This is a genomic window from Bradyrhizobium sp. USDA 4011 (genome assembly GCF_054063415.1).
The window spans coordinates 4,197,479-4,215,496 of the sequence record NZ_JBSSGG010000001.1 but is presented as its reverse complement, the minus strand read 5'-3'; the positions used below and the strand labels follow the sequence as shown (position 1 = coordinate 4,215,496).

Sequence of the window (18,018 nt, the reverse complement as noted above, 5' to 3'; positions counted from 1 at the left end):
TTGGTCGCGCTTCGCGGAAAAGAGATCGACAGCTTCCTCGCCCGGCCTGATGCGGGCCGTCCGATCATCCTGCTTTACGGCCCGGACCTCGGCCTGGTGCGCGAGCGCGCCGACGCGCTGATGGCCTCCGCCGTCGACGATCCCAACGATCCGTTCTCGCTGGTGCGGCTCGATGGCGACGAGCTCGCCGCCGAACCGTCACGGCTGGTCGATGAAGCCATGACGGTGCCGCTGTTCGGCGGCCGCCGCGCCATCCGCGTCCGCGCCGGCTCGCGCAATTTCTCGAGCGGCGTCGAGACGCTGACCGAGACCACCGCGCTCAAGGATTGCCGCATCGTGATCGAGGCCGGCGAGCTCAGGCCGGAATCGCCGCTGCGCAAGATCTGCGAGCGCGCCAAGACTGCGGTGGCGATCGGCTGCTATCCCGACACCGAACGCGATCTGGCGAAGCTGATCGAGGACGAGCTGCGCGTCTCCGACCTGCGGCTCGCGCAAGATGCGCGCGCGGTGCTGATGTCGCTGCTCGGCGGCGACCGCATGGCCTCGCGCAACGAGCTGCGCAAGCTCACGCTGTTCGCGCACGGCAAGGATGAGATCACGCTCGACGACGTGATGACCGTGGTCTCCGACGCCTCCGAGCTGAAGCTAGATCCGATCGTCGACGGCGCCTTCGCCGGCAACGCCGCGCTGGTGGAGAGCGAGTTCACCAAGGCAATGGTCGCCGGCACCTATCCCGGCGTGATCATCTCGGCCGCGCAGCGCCAGGCGGCGTGGCTGCATAAATCGGCGCTCGCGATCGCGGACGGCACGCCGGCGTCAGCCGTGCTCGAGGGCGGATTCCCGCGGCTGCATTTCTCGCGCAAAGCGGCGGTCGAGATCGCACTGCGCAATTTCACGCCGCCGCGGCTGGTGAACGTGATTGACCAGCTCGCGACCGCGGCGCTCGACATGCGCAAGCAGGCCGCGCTCGCCGCCGTCATCGCGCAGCGCGCGCTGCTGTCGATCGCGGCGAATGCGAAGCGGCGGGGGTGAGGCACGATATTGGAGTGACGTCATTGCGAGCGAAGCGAAGCAATCCATCTTCCCGCATGCTCGGAAAGATGGATTGCTTCGTCGCTATCGCTCCTCGCAATGACGGAGACGGATGTCGGCGGGTTAGCCGCCCTCCAGCCGCCGCACCACCTCGTCGAGCTGCTCGAGGTTACGGTAGCTGATCTGGACGGTGCCGCCAGGATCGCGGTGGCTGACGGTGACGGCAAGGCCGAGCGCATCGCTGACGCGCTTCTCCAGCGCCAGCGTGTCGGCGTCCTTGTCGATCTTGGTCGCGCTGCCACTGCGCGGCTTCTGCGGCTTGCGCTCCGGCACGCCCTCCTCATGCGCCAGCGCCTCGGCCTGGCGGACGTTGAGGCCCTCGGCGACGATGCGCTTCGCAGCGGTGAGCGGATCGGGCACGCCGATCAGCGCGCGGGCGTGGCCGGCGGAGAGATCGCCCTTCGAGATCAGCGCCTGCACCTCGGCGGGGAGCTTGGTCAGCCGCATCATGTTGGCGACATGGCTGCGGCTCTTGCCGACGATCTTGGCGATGTCTTCCTGGCTGCGTTTGAACTCGTCGGCGAGCGCGTGATAGCCCAGCGCCTCTTCCATCGCGTTGAGGTCTTCGCGCTGGACGTTCTCGATGATCATGATCTCGAGCGCGTCGGAATCAGAGACCTCGACCGGCACGATCGGCACTTCGTGCAGGCCGGCGAGTTGCGAGGCGCGCCAGCGGCGTTCGCCGGCCGATGATCTCGTAGCGGTCCTGCACGCCCTTGATGGCGCGCACCACGATCGGCTGGATCACGCCGCGCGCCTTGATCGAATCCGCGAGCTCGCCGAGCTCGGTGTCGGCGAAGCTGCGCCGCGGATTGCGCGGGTTGGCCTTGAGGAATTCGATCGGCACCTTGCGCTGCGTGCGCGGCCGCTCGACATGCGCGGCCGCCTCGCCGCCGACATCTCCGATCAGGCTTGCCAGCCCGCGCCCCAGTCGCGAACGCGCTTCATCGGCCATTGTTGCGAGCTCCCTTGGATTCACACGCAGTACTCCAGACTTGAATTTCAGAATCGTCGGATGGGCGGCGCGCCGCGAAACCCATCGCTCTCGTTGCGTGCCAGGATGGGGTTCGCTTCACTGCGCCCATCATCGGCATCGTCAGTGCGCGCGCAGCTCGCGCTCGCGCTGGATCACTTCGGTGGCGAGCTTGAGATACGCATCGCTGCCGGCGCATTTGAGGTCGTAGACCAAGACCGGCTTGCCGTAGGACGGCGCTTCCGAGATGCGCACGTTGCGCGGGATCATGGTGTCGTACACCTTGTTGCCCATGAACTGGCGCACGTCGGCAACCACCTGGTTGGAGAGGTTGTTGCGGGAGTCGAACATCGTCAGCACGATGCCGTGGATCGACAGGGTCGGATTGAGCGTCGAGCGCACCTGCTCCACGGTCTGCAGCAATTGCGACAGACCTTCGAGCGCGAAGAACTCGCACTGCAGCGGCACCAGGATCGCATCCGACGCTGCCATCGCATTGACGGTGAGCAAATTGAGCGAGGGCGGGCAGTCGATCAGCACGTAGGTGTAATCGGAGTCCGGCGAGACATTGTTGTTCAGCCCGGCGATCGCATCGCGCAGCCGGAACGCACGGCCTGGCGTGGTGCCGAGCTCGAGCTCGAGGCCGGACAGATCCATGGTGGAGGCGGCGATGTGCAGCCGCGGCACGGCCGTGGCGACCACGGCATCGCGCAGCGGCGCTTCGCCGATCAGCACATCGTAGGTCGAGCAGCTGCGGTTGCGACGATCGATGCCGAGGCCGGTGGAGGCGTTGCCCTGCGGATCGAGATCGACGATCAGCACACGCTCGCCAATCGCAGCGAGTGCGGTGCCAAGATTGATCGCTGTGGTGGTCTTGCCGACGCCGCCCTTCTGGTTGGCGAGCGACAGGATCCGCGGATGGCCAGGCGGCTGGGACGCCTTATCCTCTTGATAAACCTCGTCCATCACAGTCATACCAAAATACCATTTGCTCTTGCGGAGTCCCCTAGCGCCGCTCGATTGACCCGAGTTCGACGATCCAGCCCTGTCCGCCGGTCCGGCTGGAGTGTAGCTTTGGCTCAATATTCCAATATTTAGTGGCCTCGGTCAATTCGGCCTCTACATCTTGACCCTTCAAAAACAGCGCCTTGGCGCCCTTTTTGACCCACGGCTCCGCAAAGCCGATGAGTTGATGTAACGGAGCCAGCGCCCGCGCGGTGACGCAATCGATGGGACCTGCGATTCTATCCACAGTATCCCCGATATCAGCCAGATGCACCGTTCCCGGTGATGCCGTGACCCGTATTGCCTCGCGCAAGAATGCGGCCTTCTTGGCGATTCGTTCAACCAGATGGATCCGTGCGCCGGGTGTCTCGGCCAACGCACACGCGAGCACGACGCCGGGAAAGCCCCCGCCGCTGCCGAGATCGACCCAGGATTTTGCTGAGGGTGCGAGGCTCAGAAGCTGCAGTGAATCGGAGACATGCCGCGTCCAGAGATTCGCAAGCGTGGAGGGCGCGACGAGATTGGTCTTGGCCTGCCACTCCAGAAGGAGGGCGACGTAGCGATCGAGCCGCACCTCTGTTTCACGTGAAACAGGCGTGAGTGCGAGCGCTGCGGCCCTGTCCTTGGCGCAGACGCTGAGTTCGGCGGATTGCGGGGCTGAAGCCATTCTTGGTGCAGGCCGTTTGTCTGACGTGGTGAAAGCCGGTGGCGACGCCGACGAACGGCACCTGGGTCGATTCGGGTCAATTCGCCTTCACAAAAGATAGGCGCTCACCCCTCCTGTTTCACGTGAAACGTCAGGCGATCGCCTTGGCCGATTTCCGTCGTGCCTCGCGCCGCAGATAGGCCGCCAGGATACCCAGCGCCGCCGGCGTCATGCCGTCAATCCGGCCCGCCTGCCCGACCGTCCGCGGCTGCGCCTTCTGCAGCTTGACGCGTGCCTCATTCGAGAGACCCGGCACGTCGGCATAGTCGACATCGGTCAGGACGAGGCCCTCGTCACGCCGGAAGGCGTCAACGTCGGCGGTCTGGCGCTTCAGATAGACATCGTATTTGGCATCGATCTCGATATGCACCGCGATCACAGGGTCAATGGCCGACAGCTCCGGCCAGATCGCCTGGACTGCAGGCCACTCGATCTCCGGATAGGCCAGCAGTTCAAAGGCAGACCGACGATGACCGTCGCGATTGAGCGCCAGCCCATGCTTGGCGGCCTCATTCGGCGTAATCGCAAGCGACTTCGCCAACGCCTTGGCCGCGCCTAGGGCCGCCATCTTGGTGTGATGGCGCTCTGCGCGAGCCGTACCGACGCATCCAAGCGCGTTGCCCTTGTCGGTCAGCCGCTGATCGGCATTGTCCGCCCGCAGCGTCAGCCGGTATTCGGCCCGCGAGGTGAACATGCGATAGGGTTCGGTGATCCCGCGGGTCACGAGGTCATCGATCATCACCCCGAGATAGCCGTCGGCGCGGTCGAACACGATCGGATCGGTCCCGCTGGCGGCCAGCGCGGCATTGAGCCCGGCAACGATGCCCTGCCCCGCGGCTTCTTCGTATCCCGTGGTGCCATTGATCTGACCAGCCAGGAAAAGCCCGCGCAGGCGCTTGGTCTGTAGGGTTGGATCGAGCTCACGGGGATCCACGTGGTCGTATTCGATCGCATAGCCCGGACGGACCATCTTCACCTGCTCGAGCCCGGGGATGCTGGCGAGGATCGCGAGCTGAACCTCTTCGGGTAGCGAGGTCGAGATGCCGTTGGGATAGACCGTGGTGTCGTCGAGCCCTTCCGGCTCCAGGAAGATCTGATGGCCGTCGCGATCGCCAAAGCGGACGATCTTGTCCTCGATCGAGGGGCAATAGCGGGGTCCGGAGCTCTTGATCTGGCCGGAATACATCGGCGAGCGGTGCACATTGGCCCGGATCACCTCATGGGTCGCCGGTGTGGTCCGGGTGATCCCGCACTGGATCTGCGGGGTCGTGATCCGGTCCGTCATGACCGAGAACGGCTCCGGAGGCTCGTCTCCGGGCTGCATTTCGACCGCGGACCAGTCGATCGTGGTGCCGTCGAGACGCGGCGGCGTCCCGGTCTTGAGCCGACCGAGCACAAAACCGGCCCGTTCGAACGAGGCAGACAGACCCATCGCCGGCGCCTCGCCGACCCGGCCGGCCGGCCAGTTGTTCTCGCCGAGATGAATCAGACCGCGCAGGAAGGTGCCGGTCGTGATGACAACGGCACCCGCTGAAAGCTGACGGCCGTCACCGAGGCGAATGCCGGTCACGCGCTTATCAACGACAATCAGCTCATCCGCCTCGCCTTCGATGACGGTCAGGTTCGCAGTCTCAGTGATCGCCGCCTGCATCGCGGCTGCATAGAGCTTGCGGTCGGCCTGGGCCCGGGGCCCGCGCACCGCCGGACCCTTCCGGCGATTGAGCATGCGGAACTGAATGCCGCCGGCGTCGGCGACCCGGCCCATCAAACCGTCCAGCGCGTCGACTTCGCGGACCAGATGGCCCTTGCCGAGGCCGCCGATGGCGGGATTGCAGGACATCGCGCCGATCGTCGCGAAACGATGGGTCACCAGGGCTGTCTTCGCACCCATCCGGGCAGCCGCACTCGCGGCCTCGCAGCCGGCATGACCGCCGCCGATGACGATGACGTCAAATGTGTTTGCCCGTGAGATCATGGCGGGACTTCTATCGCGGAGTGATGAAAGCCGGAAGAACGAAGTTGGGCCCTGAGTCCGAGAACCAATCCTGGGTCGAGATATGGATTGCTTCCGCCTTCGCCTAGCCTTTGGCGGATAAGCCGCTTCGTTCGTAATGACGGGAGCGAAGCTGTTTCACGTGAAACAGGTCCAGTCATGCCGCGACAATTGTCTCACGTGAAACGGGAGGAGCTGTCCTTAACCAGATCGAAACCATGTTTCACGTGAAACAGACGGGCGCCCGCTACTTCCCGACGCAGAACTCGCGGAAGATGACGTCGAGGATGTCCTCGACATCCACCCGACCGAGCAAACGTCCGAGCGAATAAGCGGCCTTGCGAAGTTCCTCGGCGGCAAGTTCCTCGCCCTGCCCAACTACATCGATGCTGCGCCGAAGAGATTCGACGGTCTCCTCCAGCAATCCGCGCTGCCGCGTCCGGCTGATCAGACCGCCCTCGCTGGTCGCGAAATAGTCGTGAGCGAAACCGACCAATGCGGCGATCAGTTCGGAGAGGCCGTCGCCGCGGGCCGCCGAGATCCTGAACTCGGGGTAACTGCCCCCGTCACCCGACGGGACCCTGACGAGGTCGATCTTGTTTCGCACCAGCCAGGTTAGCGTCGTTCCGCCATGCCCCACCTTGGCGCCGCGGCTGTCGGCCAGCCACAGCACGAGATCGGCTTCCGCAGCGCGGGCCCGGGCGCGGCGGACGCCCTCCTGCTCTACCGGGTCGTCGGTCTCGCGGATCCCGGCGGTGTCGATGACCGTGACGGGATAGCCGTCGAGATCGAGCTGCACTTCGATTACGTCGCGCGTGGTGCCGGCATGTGGCGAGACGATCGCGACCTCGCGCTTAGCAAGCTGATTGATCAACGTCGATTTACCGACATTCGGCGGACCTGCGATCGCGACCACCAGGCCGTCGCGCAGCCGCTCGCTTTGGCCCTGCCCGGCTAGGACTTGCTTGATCTCATCATGCAGCGTCCGAATCTTCTCAAGCGCCGGCGCGATCAGCTCCGCCGGGACATCGCCTTCATCGGAGAAATCGATGCCGGCCTCGATCAGCGCAGATGCCGCGATGATCCGCTCGCGCCAATCGCGCGCGCGATCGCCGAGCAACCCTTTGAGCTGGCGCAGCGCCTGGCGCCGTTGCCGGTCAGTATCGGCATGGATCAGATCGTCGAGGCCCTCGGCCTCGGTCAGGTCGAGCTTGCCGTTCTCGAACGCCCGCCGGGTGAACTCGCCGGGCTCGGCCGGCCGCACATTCTCGAACGCCGCGATGGCATCGAACAGCGCCGCCAACACCGCACGTCCGCCATGGACATGAAATTCGGCCACGTCCTCGCCGGTCGCACTGGCCGGTCCCGGGAACCACAACACGACTGCATCATCGATCGGCTGATGATTCGAATCGCGGAGCAACGCGCGGGTCGCCATTCGCGGCACCGGGGTCTTGCCCGCCAGTGCTGCAATGACCGACTCGGCCATTGGGCCAGACAATCTGACAACGGCAATCGCACTCGGCGGTCGCCCGGAGGACAATGCGAAGATGGTCTGGTCGCGCGGATGCATCGCCTATTTCTTCCAGCAAATCGGCAAAGGCAATGCCGCATCCATTTCGCGCGCCATACCGCAATGTGTTGCAATGCAACATAACCCAGCTCGTTGCGGCCCAGCGCGCTGCAATTTTGCTGCACGACCGCCGACCTGACCATAATCTCTACGCTATAAAGATAAATTATATCAGAAGGTTATGTGAACATTCGGTGAGCCGAACCAGCTCTATTCATGCTGCGCCTGCTGCAGCAAATCCGCAGCATGAAAAAGGCGCCCCGTTTGTGCGGAGCGCCGTATTCAGTTCGGCCGTGGCCTCACGTGTTCATGGAATCGAAGAATTCCGAGTTGCTCTTCGTGTTCCGAAGCTTGTCGAGCAGGAAGTCGATCGCGTCCATGGTGCCCATCGGATTGAGGATGCGGCGCAGGACGTACATCTTCTTCAGCACCTGCGGATCGGTGATGAGCTCCTCCTTACGGGTGCCGGAGCGGGCAATATCGATCGCCGGGAAGGTCCGCTTGTCCGAAACCTTGCGATCGAGGATCAGTTCGGAGTTACCGGTACCCTTGAACTCTTCGAAGATGACTTCGTCCATACGGCTGCCGGTATCGACCAGCGCGGTCGCGATGATGGTCAGCGAACCGCCCTCCTCGATGTTGCGCGCGGCACCGAAGAAGCGCTTCGGGCGCTGCAGGGCGTTGGCGTCGACACCGCCGGTCAGCACCTTGCCGGATGACGGCACCACGGTGTTGTAGGCACGGCCGAGGCGCGTGATCGAATCGAGCAGGATCACGACGTCGCGGCCGTGCTCGACGAGACGCTTGGCCTTCTCGATCACCATCTCGGCGACCTGGACGTGACGCACGGCGGGCTCGTCGAAGGTCGACGACACCACCTCGCCCTTCACCGAGCGCTGCATGTCCGTGACTTCTTCCGGACGCTCGTCGATCAGAAGCACGATCAGATAGCAGTCGGGATGATTGGCGGTGATGGAGTGCGCGATGTTCTGCATCAGCACCGTCTTGCCGGTGCGCGGCGGCGCCACGATCAGCGCGCGCTGGCCCTTGCCGATCGGCGCGACGATATCGATCACGCGGGCAGAGAGATCCTTCTTGGTGGAATCCTCAAGCTCCATACGGAACCGCTGATTGGGAAACAACGGCGTGAGGTTGTCGAAATTGACCTTGTGCTTGGCCTTCTCGGGATCCTCGAAATTGAGCGTATTGACCTTCAGCAGCGCGAAGTAGCGTTCGCCTTCCTTCGGGCTGCGGATGTGCCCTTCGATGGTGTCGCCTGTGCGCAGGCCGAAGCGGCGGATCTGCGAGGGCGAAACGTAGATATCGTCGGGACCAGGCAGGTAGTTCGCATCGGGCGAACGAAGGAAGCCGAATCCGTCGGACAGCACCTCCACGACGCCCTCGCCGACAATGTCGGTCTCGGCGGCGGCGAGGTTTTTGAGAATTGCGAACATCAGCTCCTGCTTGCGCATGGTGCTGGCATTCTCGACCCCGTTCTCTTCCGCAAACGAGACGAGCTCGGCCGGCGTTTTCGATTTGAGGTCCTGGAGTTTGATTTCCCGCATCGGGGTCGTCCTGTGAGGAAGTAAGTAGGGAAGGGGTGCGAGGTGGCTTGGAAAAAGCGGACGCCAAAGGAAGGTCCGCAGGTCTCAGCCAGGAAAGTGCCGTTTGGGCTTTCAAACCTGATGCGGCGCCGGCCCGAAAAGAACCGAAACGCGACCACATCCGCCTGCGTGGGGTGGGATAAGACCTATATAGAAAATCGATTCGTTCTTCGCAAGAAGGACTGAAGCATGCGTCTTGAGCATCGCGATGTCTAGAACGGCTTCACGACCACCATGATCACGATCAGGATCATCAGAAGCGTCGGCACCTCGTTGATAATGCGATAGAATTTCTTGGTGCGTTGATTCCGGTCGGCGGCGAAATCCTTCACGCAGCGGGACAAAAAGCCGTGGATACCCGACATGATGAGGACCAGCATAAATTTGACGTGAAACCAGCCCGATAGGTACCAGTGTCCGGCCCAGGCCAGGTAAAGCCCGGCGAGCCAGGTCACGATCATCGCGGGGTTGATGATCGCCTTCAAAAGCCGCCGCTCCATGAGCTTGAAGGTCTCGGACTGCTTCGAGCCTGTCTCGGCCTCGCAGTGATAGACGAACAGCCGCGGCAGATAGAGCATGCCCGCCATCCAGGAGATCACCGCAACGACGTGTAGGGCCTTGATCCAGTCATACAACATCGCGGCGATGCCTTTCAGGGAACAGCTCGGGCGGTCTCAGCGTTGCGAGCCAAGCCCTGCTTGCGAGGGACCGATACATATCCGCTCACACGGCTCTCCTAAACTTAATTAAGTTTAGAATCTAAGGTTTGAGTCTAAGTGACGGTGAATTGGACTCATGCAAAACAATCCAGCCGTTCTTGCGGGCTTGTTCACATCCCTCAACATTTCGGCCGGCGGGACCGGACAACCGGAATCTGTCGCTCAACTCAATCGGTTGCGTACCTCTGTGGCCAGCTTATGAAGAGACAAATCCACACCGGTTCACTATCATCGGTCCGATGACGTCGACTTATCCTTTTCGGCGGTGCTGTGAAGAAGGGGACGAGATATACAGGGACCCGGCGGCGGACCCGGATTCTTCTCCTCGACCTCCACAGGGATTCACAGGATAGACAGGGGCCCCGGTGCCGACGACCTCCAATTATTTCCACCTGCATCTGGTGTCTGATTCGACCGGCGAGACGCTGATCACCGTGGCGCGCGCGGTCGCCGCGCAATACGCCAACGTGACCGCGGTCGAGCATGTCTATCCTTTGGTGCGCAGCCAGAAGCAGCTCGATCGCGTGCTCGACGAGATCGAGGAATCGCCGGGCATTGTCCTGTTCACGCTGCTTGAGAAGGATCTGGTCGGTCGGCTCGAGGGCAAGTGCAAGCAGATCAACGTGCCGAGCCTGTCGATCATCGGGCCGGTGATGCAGTTGTTCGAGGCGTATCTGGGTGCTGCGACGACCGGACGCGTCGGTGCGCAGCATGTGCTGAACGCTGAATACTTCAGCCGGATCGACGCGCTGAATTACACGATGATCCATGACGACGGTCAGCATGTCGAAGGCCTCGAGGAGGCCGACGTCGTCCTGGTTGGCGTGTCCCGCACATCGAAGACCCCGACCTCGATCTATCTCGCCAACCGCGGCATCCGCACCGCCAATGTGCCGCTGGTGCCGGGCATTCCGCTGCCGCATCAGCTTGAGACCCTCAAGAAGCCATTGGTGGTCAGCCTGCATGCGACGCCCGAGCGCTTGATCCAGGTCCGGCAGAACCGCCTGCTCACGATGGGCGACCGCGACAACGACACCTACATCGACAAGCAGGCGGTGGCCGACGAAGTCGCGTTTGCACGGCGCCTGAGCGCGAAATTCAACTGGGCATTGCTCGACGTGACGCGTCGCTCGATCGAGGAGACGGCGGCTGCGATCATGAAGCTCTATAACGACCGCCAGCGCGCGCGACCGTCGGAGTAACCGCCAAATCATGAGCATCTGGCCATGAGCATCTGGCGCTGCCCGCAGAAGCTGATCCTTGCGTCGCAAAGCCGCGCGCGAAGGATGCTGCTCGAGAACGCCGGCCTCGAATTCGAGGCGCTGCCGGCCGATATCGATGAGCGCGCGGTGCAGAAGAATTCCGGCCTTTCGGCTCCGGGCGAGATCGCCTCGCTCCTGGCGCGCGAGAAGGCGCTGTTCGTATCGAGGCAGAAGCCGGGTCAATATGTCGTCGGCGCCGACCAGACGCTGGCGCTAGGGCAGCGGATGTTCAGCAAGCCTGCCGGCCGTGGCCAGGCTGCCGAGCAGCTCGGCCTGCTCGCCGGACAGACGCATGCGCTGCACTCAGCCGTCTCGGTCGCGCGCGATGGGAAAGTCCTGTTCGATGATGTGAGCGTGGCCCGGATGACGATGCGGCGGCTCGCCGCCGGCGAGATCGAAGCCTATCTCGACCAGGCCGGGGAGGTGGTGACGACCAGCGTCGGCGCCTACCAGCTCGAGGGCCTCGGCGTGCATCTGTTCGAGCGGATCGAAGGCGACCATTTCACCATCCTCGGCCTGCCGCTATTGTCGCTGCTCGCATTCCTGCGCCGCGAGAAACTTCTCGCGGTGTGAGGTACTGGGACATGGCGACGGAGAGATGCTGAACCGATGTTGATTTTGGGACTCACCGGCTCGATCGGGATGGGAAAATCCACCACGGCCAAACTCTTCATGGAGGCTGGCGTGCCGGTGTACGATGCCGATGCGGCCGTGCATCAGCTCTATGAAGGCGAAGCCGCACCTGCGATCGAGGCAGCCTTTCCCGGCACCACGGCGAACGGCAAGGTCGACCGCGCAAAACTGTCGGCACGCGTGGTGCACGACCCGGCGGCGATGCGGCAGCTCGAGCAGATCGTGCATCCGATGCTTGGCGCCTCGCGGCAGAAATTCTTTGCCGACGCGGAAGCCGCCGGCGCGCCGATCGTCGTCGTCGACGTGCCGCTGCTGTATGAGACCGGCGGCGAGAAGCGCGTCGATGCGGTCGTCGTCGTCACCACCTCGCCGGAACTGCAGCGCGAGCGCGTGCTGGCGCGGGGCACCATGGATGCCGCCAAGCTCGACGCCATCATCGCCAAGCAGATGCCGGACGCCGAGAAGCGCAAACGCGCGGATTTCATCGTGGATACCTCGCACGGACTTGATCCGGTGCGGGCGCGCATCCGCGACATTCTGGCCGAGGTTGCTAAGATGCCGGAGCGGCGAACCTGATTCGCCGCGCCTTTCCGGATTCCCTCACGTCATGCGCGAAATCGTTCTCGATACCGAAACCACTGGCCTCGACCCGCTGCGCGGCGACCGGCTGGTCGAGATCGGCTGCGTCGAGATCTTCAACCGCATGCCGACGGGGCAGACCTACCACGTCTACATCAATCCCGAACGCGACATGCCGGCGGAAGCGTTCGCCGTACATGGGCTGTCGACTGAATTCCTGGCCTCCAAGCCGCTGTTCAACGAGGTGGTCGACGAGTTCCTGGCCTTCATCGGCGATACGCCGCTGGTGATCCACAACGCATCGTTCGACATCAGCTTCATCAATGCCGAGCTCGACCGCATCAAGCGGAAGGCTATCCCGAAGGATCGGCTGGTCGATACGCTGCTATTGGCGCGGCGCAAGCATCCCGGCGTGTCGAACCGGCTCGACGATCTCTGCTCGCGCTACCAGATCGACAATTCCCGCCGCACCAAGCACGGCGCCTTGCTCGACGCCGAGCTGCTGGCCGAAGTCTATATCGATCTAATCGGAGCGCGGCAGTCGCAGCTCATCCTGGCGTCGGAAAATTCGGATGCGCGCAGCGGAAGCTACGGCGATACGCCGCGGCGGCAGCGCGAGACGGCGCTGGTTGCGCGGGTCAGCGACGCGGATCGCGAGGCGCACCGGGCGTTCGTCGCGACGCTCGGCGACAAGCCGATCTGGAACGATTATTTGCCGCCGCCAGCGCCCGCTGCAGCACCGGCGGCTTGATCTCCATATCCCCGTCATCCCCGCGCAAAGGCTTCGCCTTTGTCGCTGGAGACGCCCGCAAGAGCGGGCTCCTCAGGATGACGGGAAATTCAGTTCAGCCAGCTCAGCTCGGCTTGACGCCGGAGGCGGCCTGGGCGGCGGCCTGCCGCTCCATGTTCTGACGGTAGAGACCGACGAAATCGACGGGGTCGAGCAGCAAGGGCGGGAAGCCGCCGTCGCGGACCGAGGTCGCGACGATCTCGCGCGCGAACGGGAACAGCAGCCGCGGGCACTCGATCATGACCAGCGGATGAAGGTTCTCCTTCGGCACGTTCACGATCCGGAAGACGCCGGCATAGGCGAGGTCGAAGCTGAACATCACCTTGCCGGCCGACTCGGCCTTGCCCTCGATCGAGAGGATCACCTCATACTCGTTCTCCGACAGGTTGTTGGCGGAGACGTTGATCTGGATGTTGATCGCCGGCTGCTGTTGCTGCTGGCCGAGCGAGGTCGGCGCATTCGGGTTCTCGAACGAGAGGTCCTTGGTGTACTGCGCCAGCACGTTGAGCTGGGGAGCGGGCTGTTCGACGGGGGCGCCGTTGCCATTGGTCATGAAAATGTCTCCTGGAGCGGCGCTCGGGACTGGATGTCCGACGGCACGCGTTAAGGTTTGGAAATGCCGATGCCGGCGAGTGGCTATCATAGGCCCGGCTCGGTCCACAAGGACGACGAGCGCGTGCGGGCCGACGGCGCTGCGGCCAAATTGCCGGCATCGGGATGGTGAACGCAACTCCGCCCAATCCCTTAACGGCTTCCTAAATTATTGAAGATACGCGATTTCCGGGAAGGAACGGGTTTCCCCCCGGGGTCAAAACGCGCTACACTTGCCCGTGCCAAAAAGCGCCATTGGCCCCGGGCATAGTTTCGTGCCTACATGCTGCGGACTCAATCGGTGATGTAATCTCTGCCGTTCCCGACCGGGAACGCTTTGATGCCCGGCCCGTTGCCGGCAGAGACCAGAAAGCGAATTCGACGTGGATATCTACACCATCATCTTCCTGGCGCTGGCCGTATTTATCTTCCTGCGCCTGCGCAGCGTTCTCGGCCAGCGCACGGGAAGCGAGCGGCCGCCGTATGATCGTGCAGCACCCAACGTCCTGCAGCGCGGCCAGGATAACAACGTCGTGCCGATCCCGGGATCGGTGATCGATCAGCCGGCCCCGGCCGCGCCCGCCGAACCGGTCGAGCCCACGGAACGCTGGAAGGGCATCGCCGAGCCCGGCACGCCGCTGGCGCAGGGTCTCGACGCGGTCGTCGCCCAGGATTCCTCGTTCGATCCGCGGCATTTCCTCTCGGGCGCCCGCTCGGCCTATGAAATGATCGTGCTGGCCTTCGCCAATGGCGATCGCCGCGCGCTGCGCGACCTGCTGTCAGCCGAAGTCTATGAAAGCTTCGAGGCCGCGATCAAGGATCGCGAGAAGCACGAGCAGAAGACCGAGACGCGGTTCGTGTCGATCGACAAGGCCGAGATTGTCAGCGCGGAGACGCGCGATCGCTCGACCCAGCTGACCGTCCGCTTTGTGTCGCAGATGATCTCGGTCACGCGCGACAAGGCGGGAACGATCGTCGACGGCAGCCCGGACAAGGTCGCCGACATCACCGACATCTGGACATTCGCCCGCGACTCGACTTCCCGCGATCCGAATTGGAAGCTGGTTGGCACTGGAAGCGCTCACTAAACATCTCAGCTACGGGCGCCTCGCGATCGCGTGCTGCGCGCTCGCGGTTGTGTGCTCCACCGCGGCGATCGCCGCGCGCTACAGGTCGAGCCGGCACGCTGCGCCGCGACACGAGCATAGCCACCCGATCCCCTATCCCAATCTGGAATTGCCGCTGCAGGTCAGCGGCAGCCAGTATGAGCCGCTCGCCTGGGCCAATGTCTCCGGCTGGAGCGACGACGATCATCTCGCGGCCTACAAGGCGTTTCGCGCCAGCTGCAAGCCGATCGCTGCCCAGCAGGGCGCGCCCGCGGATTCGAAGGCGCTCGGCAGCTCGCTGCGCGATCCTTGCGGGATCGCCAAGGGACTCGATCTCGCCAGCGGCGCGAAAGCGAAGGAATTCTTCGAGCAGAATTTCGTTCCGCTGCGGATCTCGCGGCTCGGCGAGGATGCCGGCTTCGTCACCGGCTATTACGAGCCGGTGCTCGATGGCTCGCGGACCCAGACCGACGTCTACAATGTTCCGGTCTATCGCCGGCCGTCCAACCTGTTCGTGCGGGGCAAAACGCAAGCTTCTGTCGGCCTGCCCAACAGCGGTCCGGTGTATCGCAAGATCGGCCGGCGCAAGCTCGTGCCCTATTACGACCGCGCTCAGATCGAGGACGGCGCGATCGCCGGCCGTGGTCTCGAGATCGCCTGGCTGAAGAGCCAGACCGATCTCTTGTTCGCGCAAATCCAGGGCTCGGCGCGGATCAAGTTCGAGGACGGCACCACCCTGCGCATCAATTACGACGCGCATAATGGCTATCCCTATACGCCGGTCGGACGCGTCCTGATCGACCGCGGCATCATCCCGAAGGACCAGATGTCGATGCAGAAGATCAGGGAGTGGATGGAGCAGAATCCCGACGGCGCCAAGGAGTTGCGGCGGCAAAACCGGGCCTACGTGTTCTTCCGCGAGGTTCCGCTGTCCGACAAGGACGAGGCGGTCGGCGCGCAGGGCGTGCCGCTGACGCCCGGCCGCTCGATCGCGGTCGACAAGGCGCTGCATGTCTACGGCACACCGTTCTTCATTGCCGGCGAGCTGCCGATCGAATCCGAGCAATCCAAGACGCCGTTCCATCGCCTGATGATCGCGCAGGATACTGGATCGGCGATCGTCGGCCCGGCGCGCGCCGATCTCTATTTCGGCGCCGGCGCGGATGCCGGCAAGGTCTCGGGCCGGCTGCGGCACAACATGCAGTTCGTGATGCTGGTGCCGAAGACGCTCGACCCGGTCGCGCGCGGCCGCAAGCTGCCGATCCCTGACGAGCGGCCATCGGCCAGGATCGCAAAACTGTTACCGCAGACCGATCCGCTAAAGGACAAGCCGGCGGATGTGCCGACTGCGACCGTCGCCAAGGCTGGGAGCAAGGACGCGGCAAATGGCGCCCCCAAGGGCCCGACCGCGAAGGATGTCGCGCCCGCAGCACCGGCCGCAATGACCTCTGTTGCACAGTCGGCGCCTGTGGCAGAACCGGTGCCGTTGCCGGTCGCCCGGCCCGACATTCCGCAACCGGAGAAGCGGCGCACTCGACGCTATCGCCATCACCGCGATCAATGAAACGACCCGTGCCGATCCCCGATCTGTCCGCTCCGTCGCGGCGCAAACGCGCGCTGAGCGAGGAAGAGCGTGCGCTCTGGGAAAGCGTGGCCAAGCAGGTCAAGCCGCTGCGCAAGAGGTCGGCCGCACCGAAAGCCCACGCCGCAGCCTCTGACCCGGCCATGCATCACGGCGCGGTCAAGCCCATCCCGGTCAAGCCGGTGACGTCGGTCAAGGCGGCGCCGGCGCCGCGTCCGCAGGTGCCGCCGCTCGCGCCGATCGGCCGCCGCGAACGTGCAAAGCTTTCGCGCGGCCGGCAGGAGATCGATGCGCGGCTTGATCTGCACGGCATGACGCAGATCCGCGCGCATCGCGTGCTGTTCACCTTCCTGCAGCGCGCGCACAGCGACGGGCTCACCTTCGTGCTCGTCATCACCGGCAAGGGCAAGGTCGGCGGGGCGGATTCCGAACGCGGCGTGCTGCGCCGGCAGGTGCCGGAATGGCTCAGCCTGCCGGAATTCCGCTCGCTGGTGGTCGGCTTCGAGGAAGCGCATATCGGCCATGGCGGCGAGGGCGCGCTCTATGTGCGCGTCCGGCGCGCGCGCTGAGCATGATCCGGAAAAGTGTGAAGCGGTTTTCCGAGAATGATCATGCGCAAACAAAATGACTAGAACGGCCGCACGATCCCGACGCGCGGGATCAGCGTAACGATCCAGCCTGATATCGTCGTCTTGCGATCGTCTGACGGGATCGGCGGCACGTCCTTCGACGCCGGCAGCATCTTGGTGGCGTGCAGCATCAGGAACATGCAGACCGCCCAGTTCGAGATCCAGCGCGAATAGTCGAACACGGTCACGAACATCACGAAATAGCCGGCGCTGATCAAGATGAGTGCGGCGAACACGATCGGCCGATGCAGCTCATTCGCGAGCGCGCCGATCAGCCGCGCGAAATAGCGCCACAGCGGCGCGTGCAGCCAGATCAGCAGCGCAAACACCGGGACGCCCAGGATGTTCGAGGGCATCCGCGCCCAGGTGTCGGCGAACTCCTTCGACAGCGGCTGGTACCAGATGTAGCCGAACTGAAGCAGGTCGGTTCGCGACGGATCGGCCATCCGGCTCTGCAGATGACGGATGAATTCGTCGTAAGGCACCTCGACAGTGCCCGCGAACTGCGCGACCAGGAACAGGATGCCGACCGCCGCGAGCGCCATAAGGCCGACGGCGATGTTCCGCGGCGTCACGTGTTGCATCAGATAGAAGCGCAGCACCACGATCGCCGCGATGGTCGGAACATACATCAGGACGAAGATGTGATGGACCAGGATCAGCAGGATCGAGAACAGCGCCGCGATCAGCACATAGAGGACCGAGCGCGCCGGAATCAGCAGCAGCACGATCGTCAGCGCACAGCCATAGATGTCGAAATGGCCGAGCGTGTGCATGAAATTCTTCAGGAAGAACGGCGATCCCGCGATGAAGACGAACAGCGGCCAATGCGCGTCGTCGAAGCCGAATGTCCGCTGGAACAGTTTGACGAACAGGGCGAGCGTCACCAGCCATACCGCGCCGGCCAGCGCGAACACCAGCCACACCGGTACCTTGTCGGTGAACAGCGACACGACCGCGCCGATCAGCGCGCGCTTGGTGAAGCCGTAGTGATAGTCGACCAGGAGATGGATGTACGGGACGAAGGGTGGCAGCGCGATCTTGTGCAGGAACACCCCGACCAGCACGGCCGCATTGACGGCCAGCATCAAGCGCCAGGGGTTTTCCCAGACTCGCAGATTCATCGATCGCCCACTCTCATCGTCCCGGGCAAGCGAAGCGCGACCCGGGACCCATAACCA

At 63.8% G+C, this 18,018-nt stretch carries 16 protein-coding genes and 1 pseudogene; 8 read left to right on the top strand and 9 right to left on the bottom strand.

Annotated elements, in window-relative coordinates; translation table 11 throughout:
• Nucleotides 1-1,032: a DNA polymerase III subunit delta gene (gene holA, locus ACVW1C_RS19720; RefSeq protein ID WP_456759836.1), complete on the top strand. Its 1,032-nt coding sequence runs from the start codon at nt 1-3 to the stop codon at nt 1,030-1,032.
• A gap of 123 nt (nt 1,033-1,155) precedes the next feature.
• Here the strand turns inward: holA and ACVW1C_RS19715 are convergent.
• The 7 genes and pseudogenes from ACVW1C_RS19715 to hemJ form a co-directional block, all read right to left on the bottom strand.
• Nucleotides 1,156-2,047 (bottom strand): annotated as a pseudogene (locus tag ACVW1C_RS19715) (ParB/RepB/Spo0J family partition protein).
• 141 nt (nt 2,048-2,188) lie between these two features.
• Nucleotides 2,189-3,040, bottom strand: a complete 852-nt coding sequence (locus ACVW1C_RS19710; RefSeq protein WP_207834163.1) for a ParA family protein — start codon at nt 3,038-3,040, stop codon at nt 2,189-2,191.
• A 31-nt stretch (nt 3,041-3,071) separates the two neighbouring features.
• Nucleotides 3,072-3,737, bottom strand: a complete 666-nt coding sequence (gene rsmG / locus ACVW1C_RS19705; protein ID WP_456759835.1) for a 16S rRNA (guanine(527)-N(7))-methyltransferase RsmG — start codon at nt 3,735-3,737, stop codon at nt 3,072-3,074.
• Between the two features lie 130 nt (nt 3,738-3,867).
• Nucleotides 3,868-5,751, bottom strand: a complete 1,884-nt coding sequence (gene mnmG, locus ACVW1C_RS19700) for a tRNA uridine-5-carboxymethylaminomethyl(34) synthesis enzyme MnmG (RefSeq protein ID WP_456759834.1) — start codon at nt 5,749-5,751, stop codon at nt 3,868-3,870.
• A 265-nt stretch (nt 5,752-6,016) separates the two neighbouring features.
• Nucleotides 6,017-7,342, bottom strand: coding sequence for a tRNA uridine-5-carboxymethylaminomethyl(34) synthesis GTPase MnmE (mnmE, locus tag ACVW1C_RS19695; protein WP_456759833.1), 1,326 nt, complete (start codon nt 7,340-7,342; stop codon nt 6,017-6,019).
• A 299-nt stretch (nt 7,343-7,641) separates the two neighbouring features.
• A complete protein-coding gene (gene rho / locus ACVW1C_RS19690) occupies nt 7,642-8,907 on the bottom strand; it encodes a transcription termination factor Rho (RefSeq protein WP_028341998.1) in 1,266 nt (421 codons plus the stop codon).
• Between the two features lie 251 nt (nt 8,908-9,158).
• Entirely contained in the window at nt 9,159-9,581 is a 423-nt protein-coding gene (gene hemJ / locus ACVW1C_RS19685; RefSeq protein WP_456763121.1) for a protoporphyrinogen oxidase HemJ, read from the bottom strand.
• Between the two features lie 449 nt (nt 9,582-10,030).
• Here hemJ and ACVW1C_RS19680 point away from each other — a divergent pair, with 449 nt between their 5' ends.
• Genes ACVW1C_RS19680 through dnaQ form a run of 4 tightly spaced genes read left to right on the top strand, consistent with a single transcriptional unit; the run spans nt 10,031 to nt 12,890 of the window.
• Nucleotides 10,031-10,867, top strand: coding sequence for a pyruvate, water dikinase regulatory protein (locus ACVW1C_RS19680; RefSeq protein ID WP_173639852.1), 837 nt, complete (start codon nt 10,031-10,033; stop codon nt 10,865-10,867).
• A 24-nt stretch (nt 10,868-10,891) separates the two neighbouring features.
• On the top strand, nt 10,892-11,500 hold the full coding sequence (locus tag ACVW1C_RS19675) for a Maf family protein (protein ID WP_456759832.1): 609 nt from the start codon (nt 10,892-10,894) through the stop codon (nt 11,498-11,500).
• 36 nt (nt 11,501-11,536) lie between these two features.
• A complete protein-coding gene (coaE, locus tag ACVW1C_RS19670; RefSeq protein ID WP_456759831.1) occupies nt 11,537-12,136 on the top strand; it encodes a dephospho-CoA kinase in 600 nt (199 codons plus the stop codon).
• Nucleotides 12,137-12,167: 31 nt separating this feature from the next.
• Nucleotides 12,168-12,890 carry a DNA polymerase III subunit epsilon gene (gene dnaQ / locus ACVW1C_RS19665; protein WP_092121030.1) on the top strand — a complete coding sequence of 241 codons (723 nt, stop codon included), beginning with the start codon at nt 12,168-12,170 and terminating at the stop codon, nt 12,888-12,890.
• 103 nt (nt 12,891-12,993) lie between these two features.
• Here dnaQ and secB read toward each other — a convergent pair whose 3' ends face one another.
• The gene (gene secB / locus ACVW1C_RS19660; protein WP_092121028.1) at nt 12,994-13,482 is read right to left on the bottom strand and encodes a protein-export chaperone SecB; all 489 of its coding nucleotides are present in this window, start codon (nt 13,480-13,482) and stop codon (nt 12,994-12,996) included.
• A gap of 421 nt (nt 13,483-13,903) precedes the next feature.
• Between secB and ACVW1C_RS19655 the strand changes: the two genes are divergently transcribed.
• Genes ACVW1C_RS19655 through ACVW1C_RS19645 form a run of 3 tightly spaced genes read left to right on the top strand, consistent with a single transcriptional unit; the run spans nt 13,904 to nt 16,777 of the window.
• Entirely contained in the window at nt 13,904-14,608 is a 705-nt protein-coding gene (locus ACVW1C_RS19655; RefSeq protein WP_092121026.1) for a Tim44/TimA family putative adaptor protein, read from the top strand.
• Nucleotides 14,586-16,190 carry an MltA domain-containing protein gene (locus ACVW1C_RS19650; protein ID WP_456759830.1) on the top strand — a complete coding sequence of 535 codons (1,605 nt, stop codon included), beginning with the start codon at nt 14,586-14,588 and terminating at the stop codon, nt 16,188-16,190. Before ACVW1C_RS19655 ends, ACVW1C_RS19650 begins: the two co-directional genes overlap by 23 nt.
• Entirely contained in the window at nt 16,187-16,777 is a 591-nt protein-coding gene (locus tag ACVW1C_RS19645; protein WP_456759829.1) for a Smr/MutS family protein, read from the top strand. The genes ACVW1C_RS19650 and ACVW1C_RS19645 overlap by 4 nt, the downstream gene beginning before the upstream one ends.
• Nucleotides 16,778-16,836: 59 nt before the next feature.
• Here ACVW1C_RS19645 and ACVW1C_RS19640 read toward each other — a convergent pair whose 3' ends face one another.
• Nucleotides 16,837-17,961, bottom strand: a complete 1,125-nt coding sequence (locus tag ACVW1C_RS19640) for a hypothetical protein (protein WP_456759828.1) — start codon at nt 17,959-17,961, stop codon at nt 16,837-16,839.
• Between the last annotated feature and the right edge of the window lie 57 nt (nt 17,962-18,018).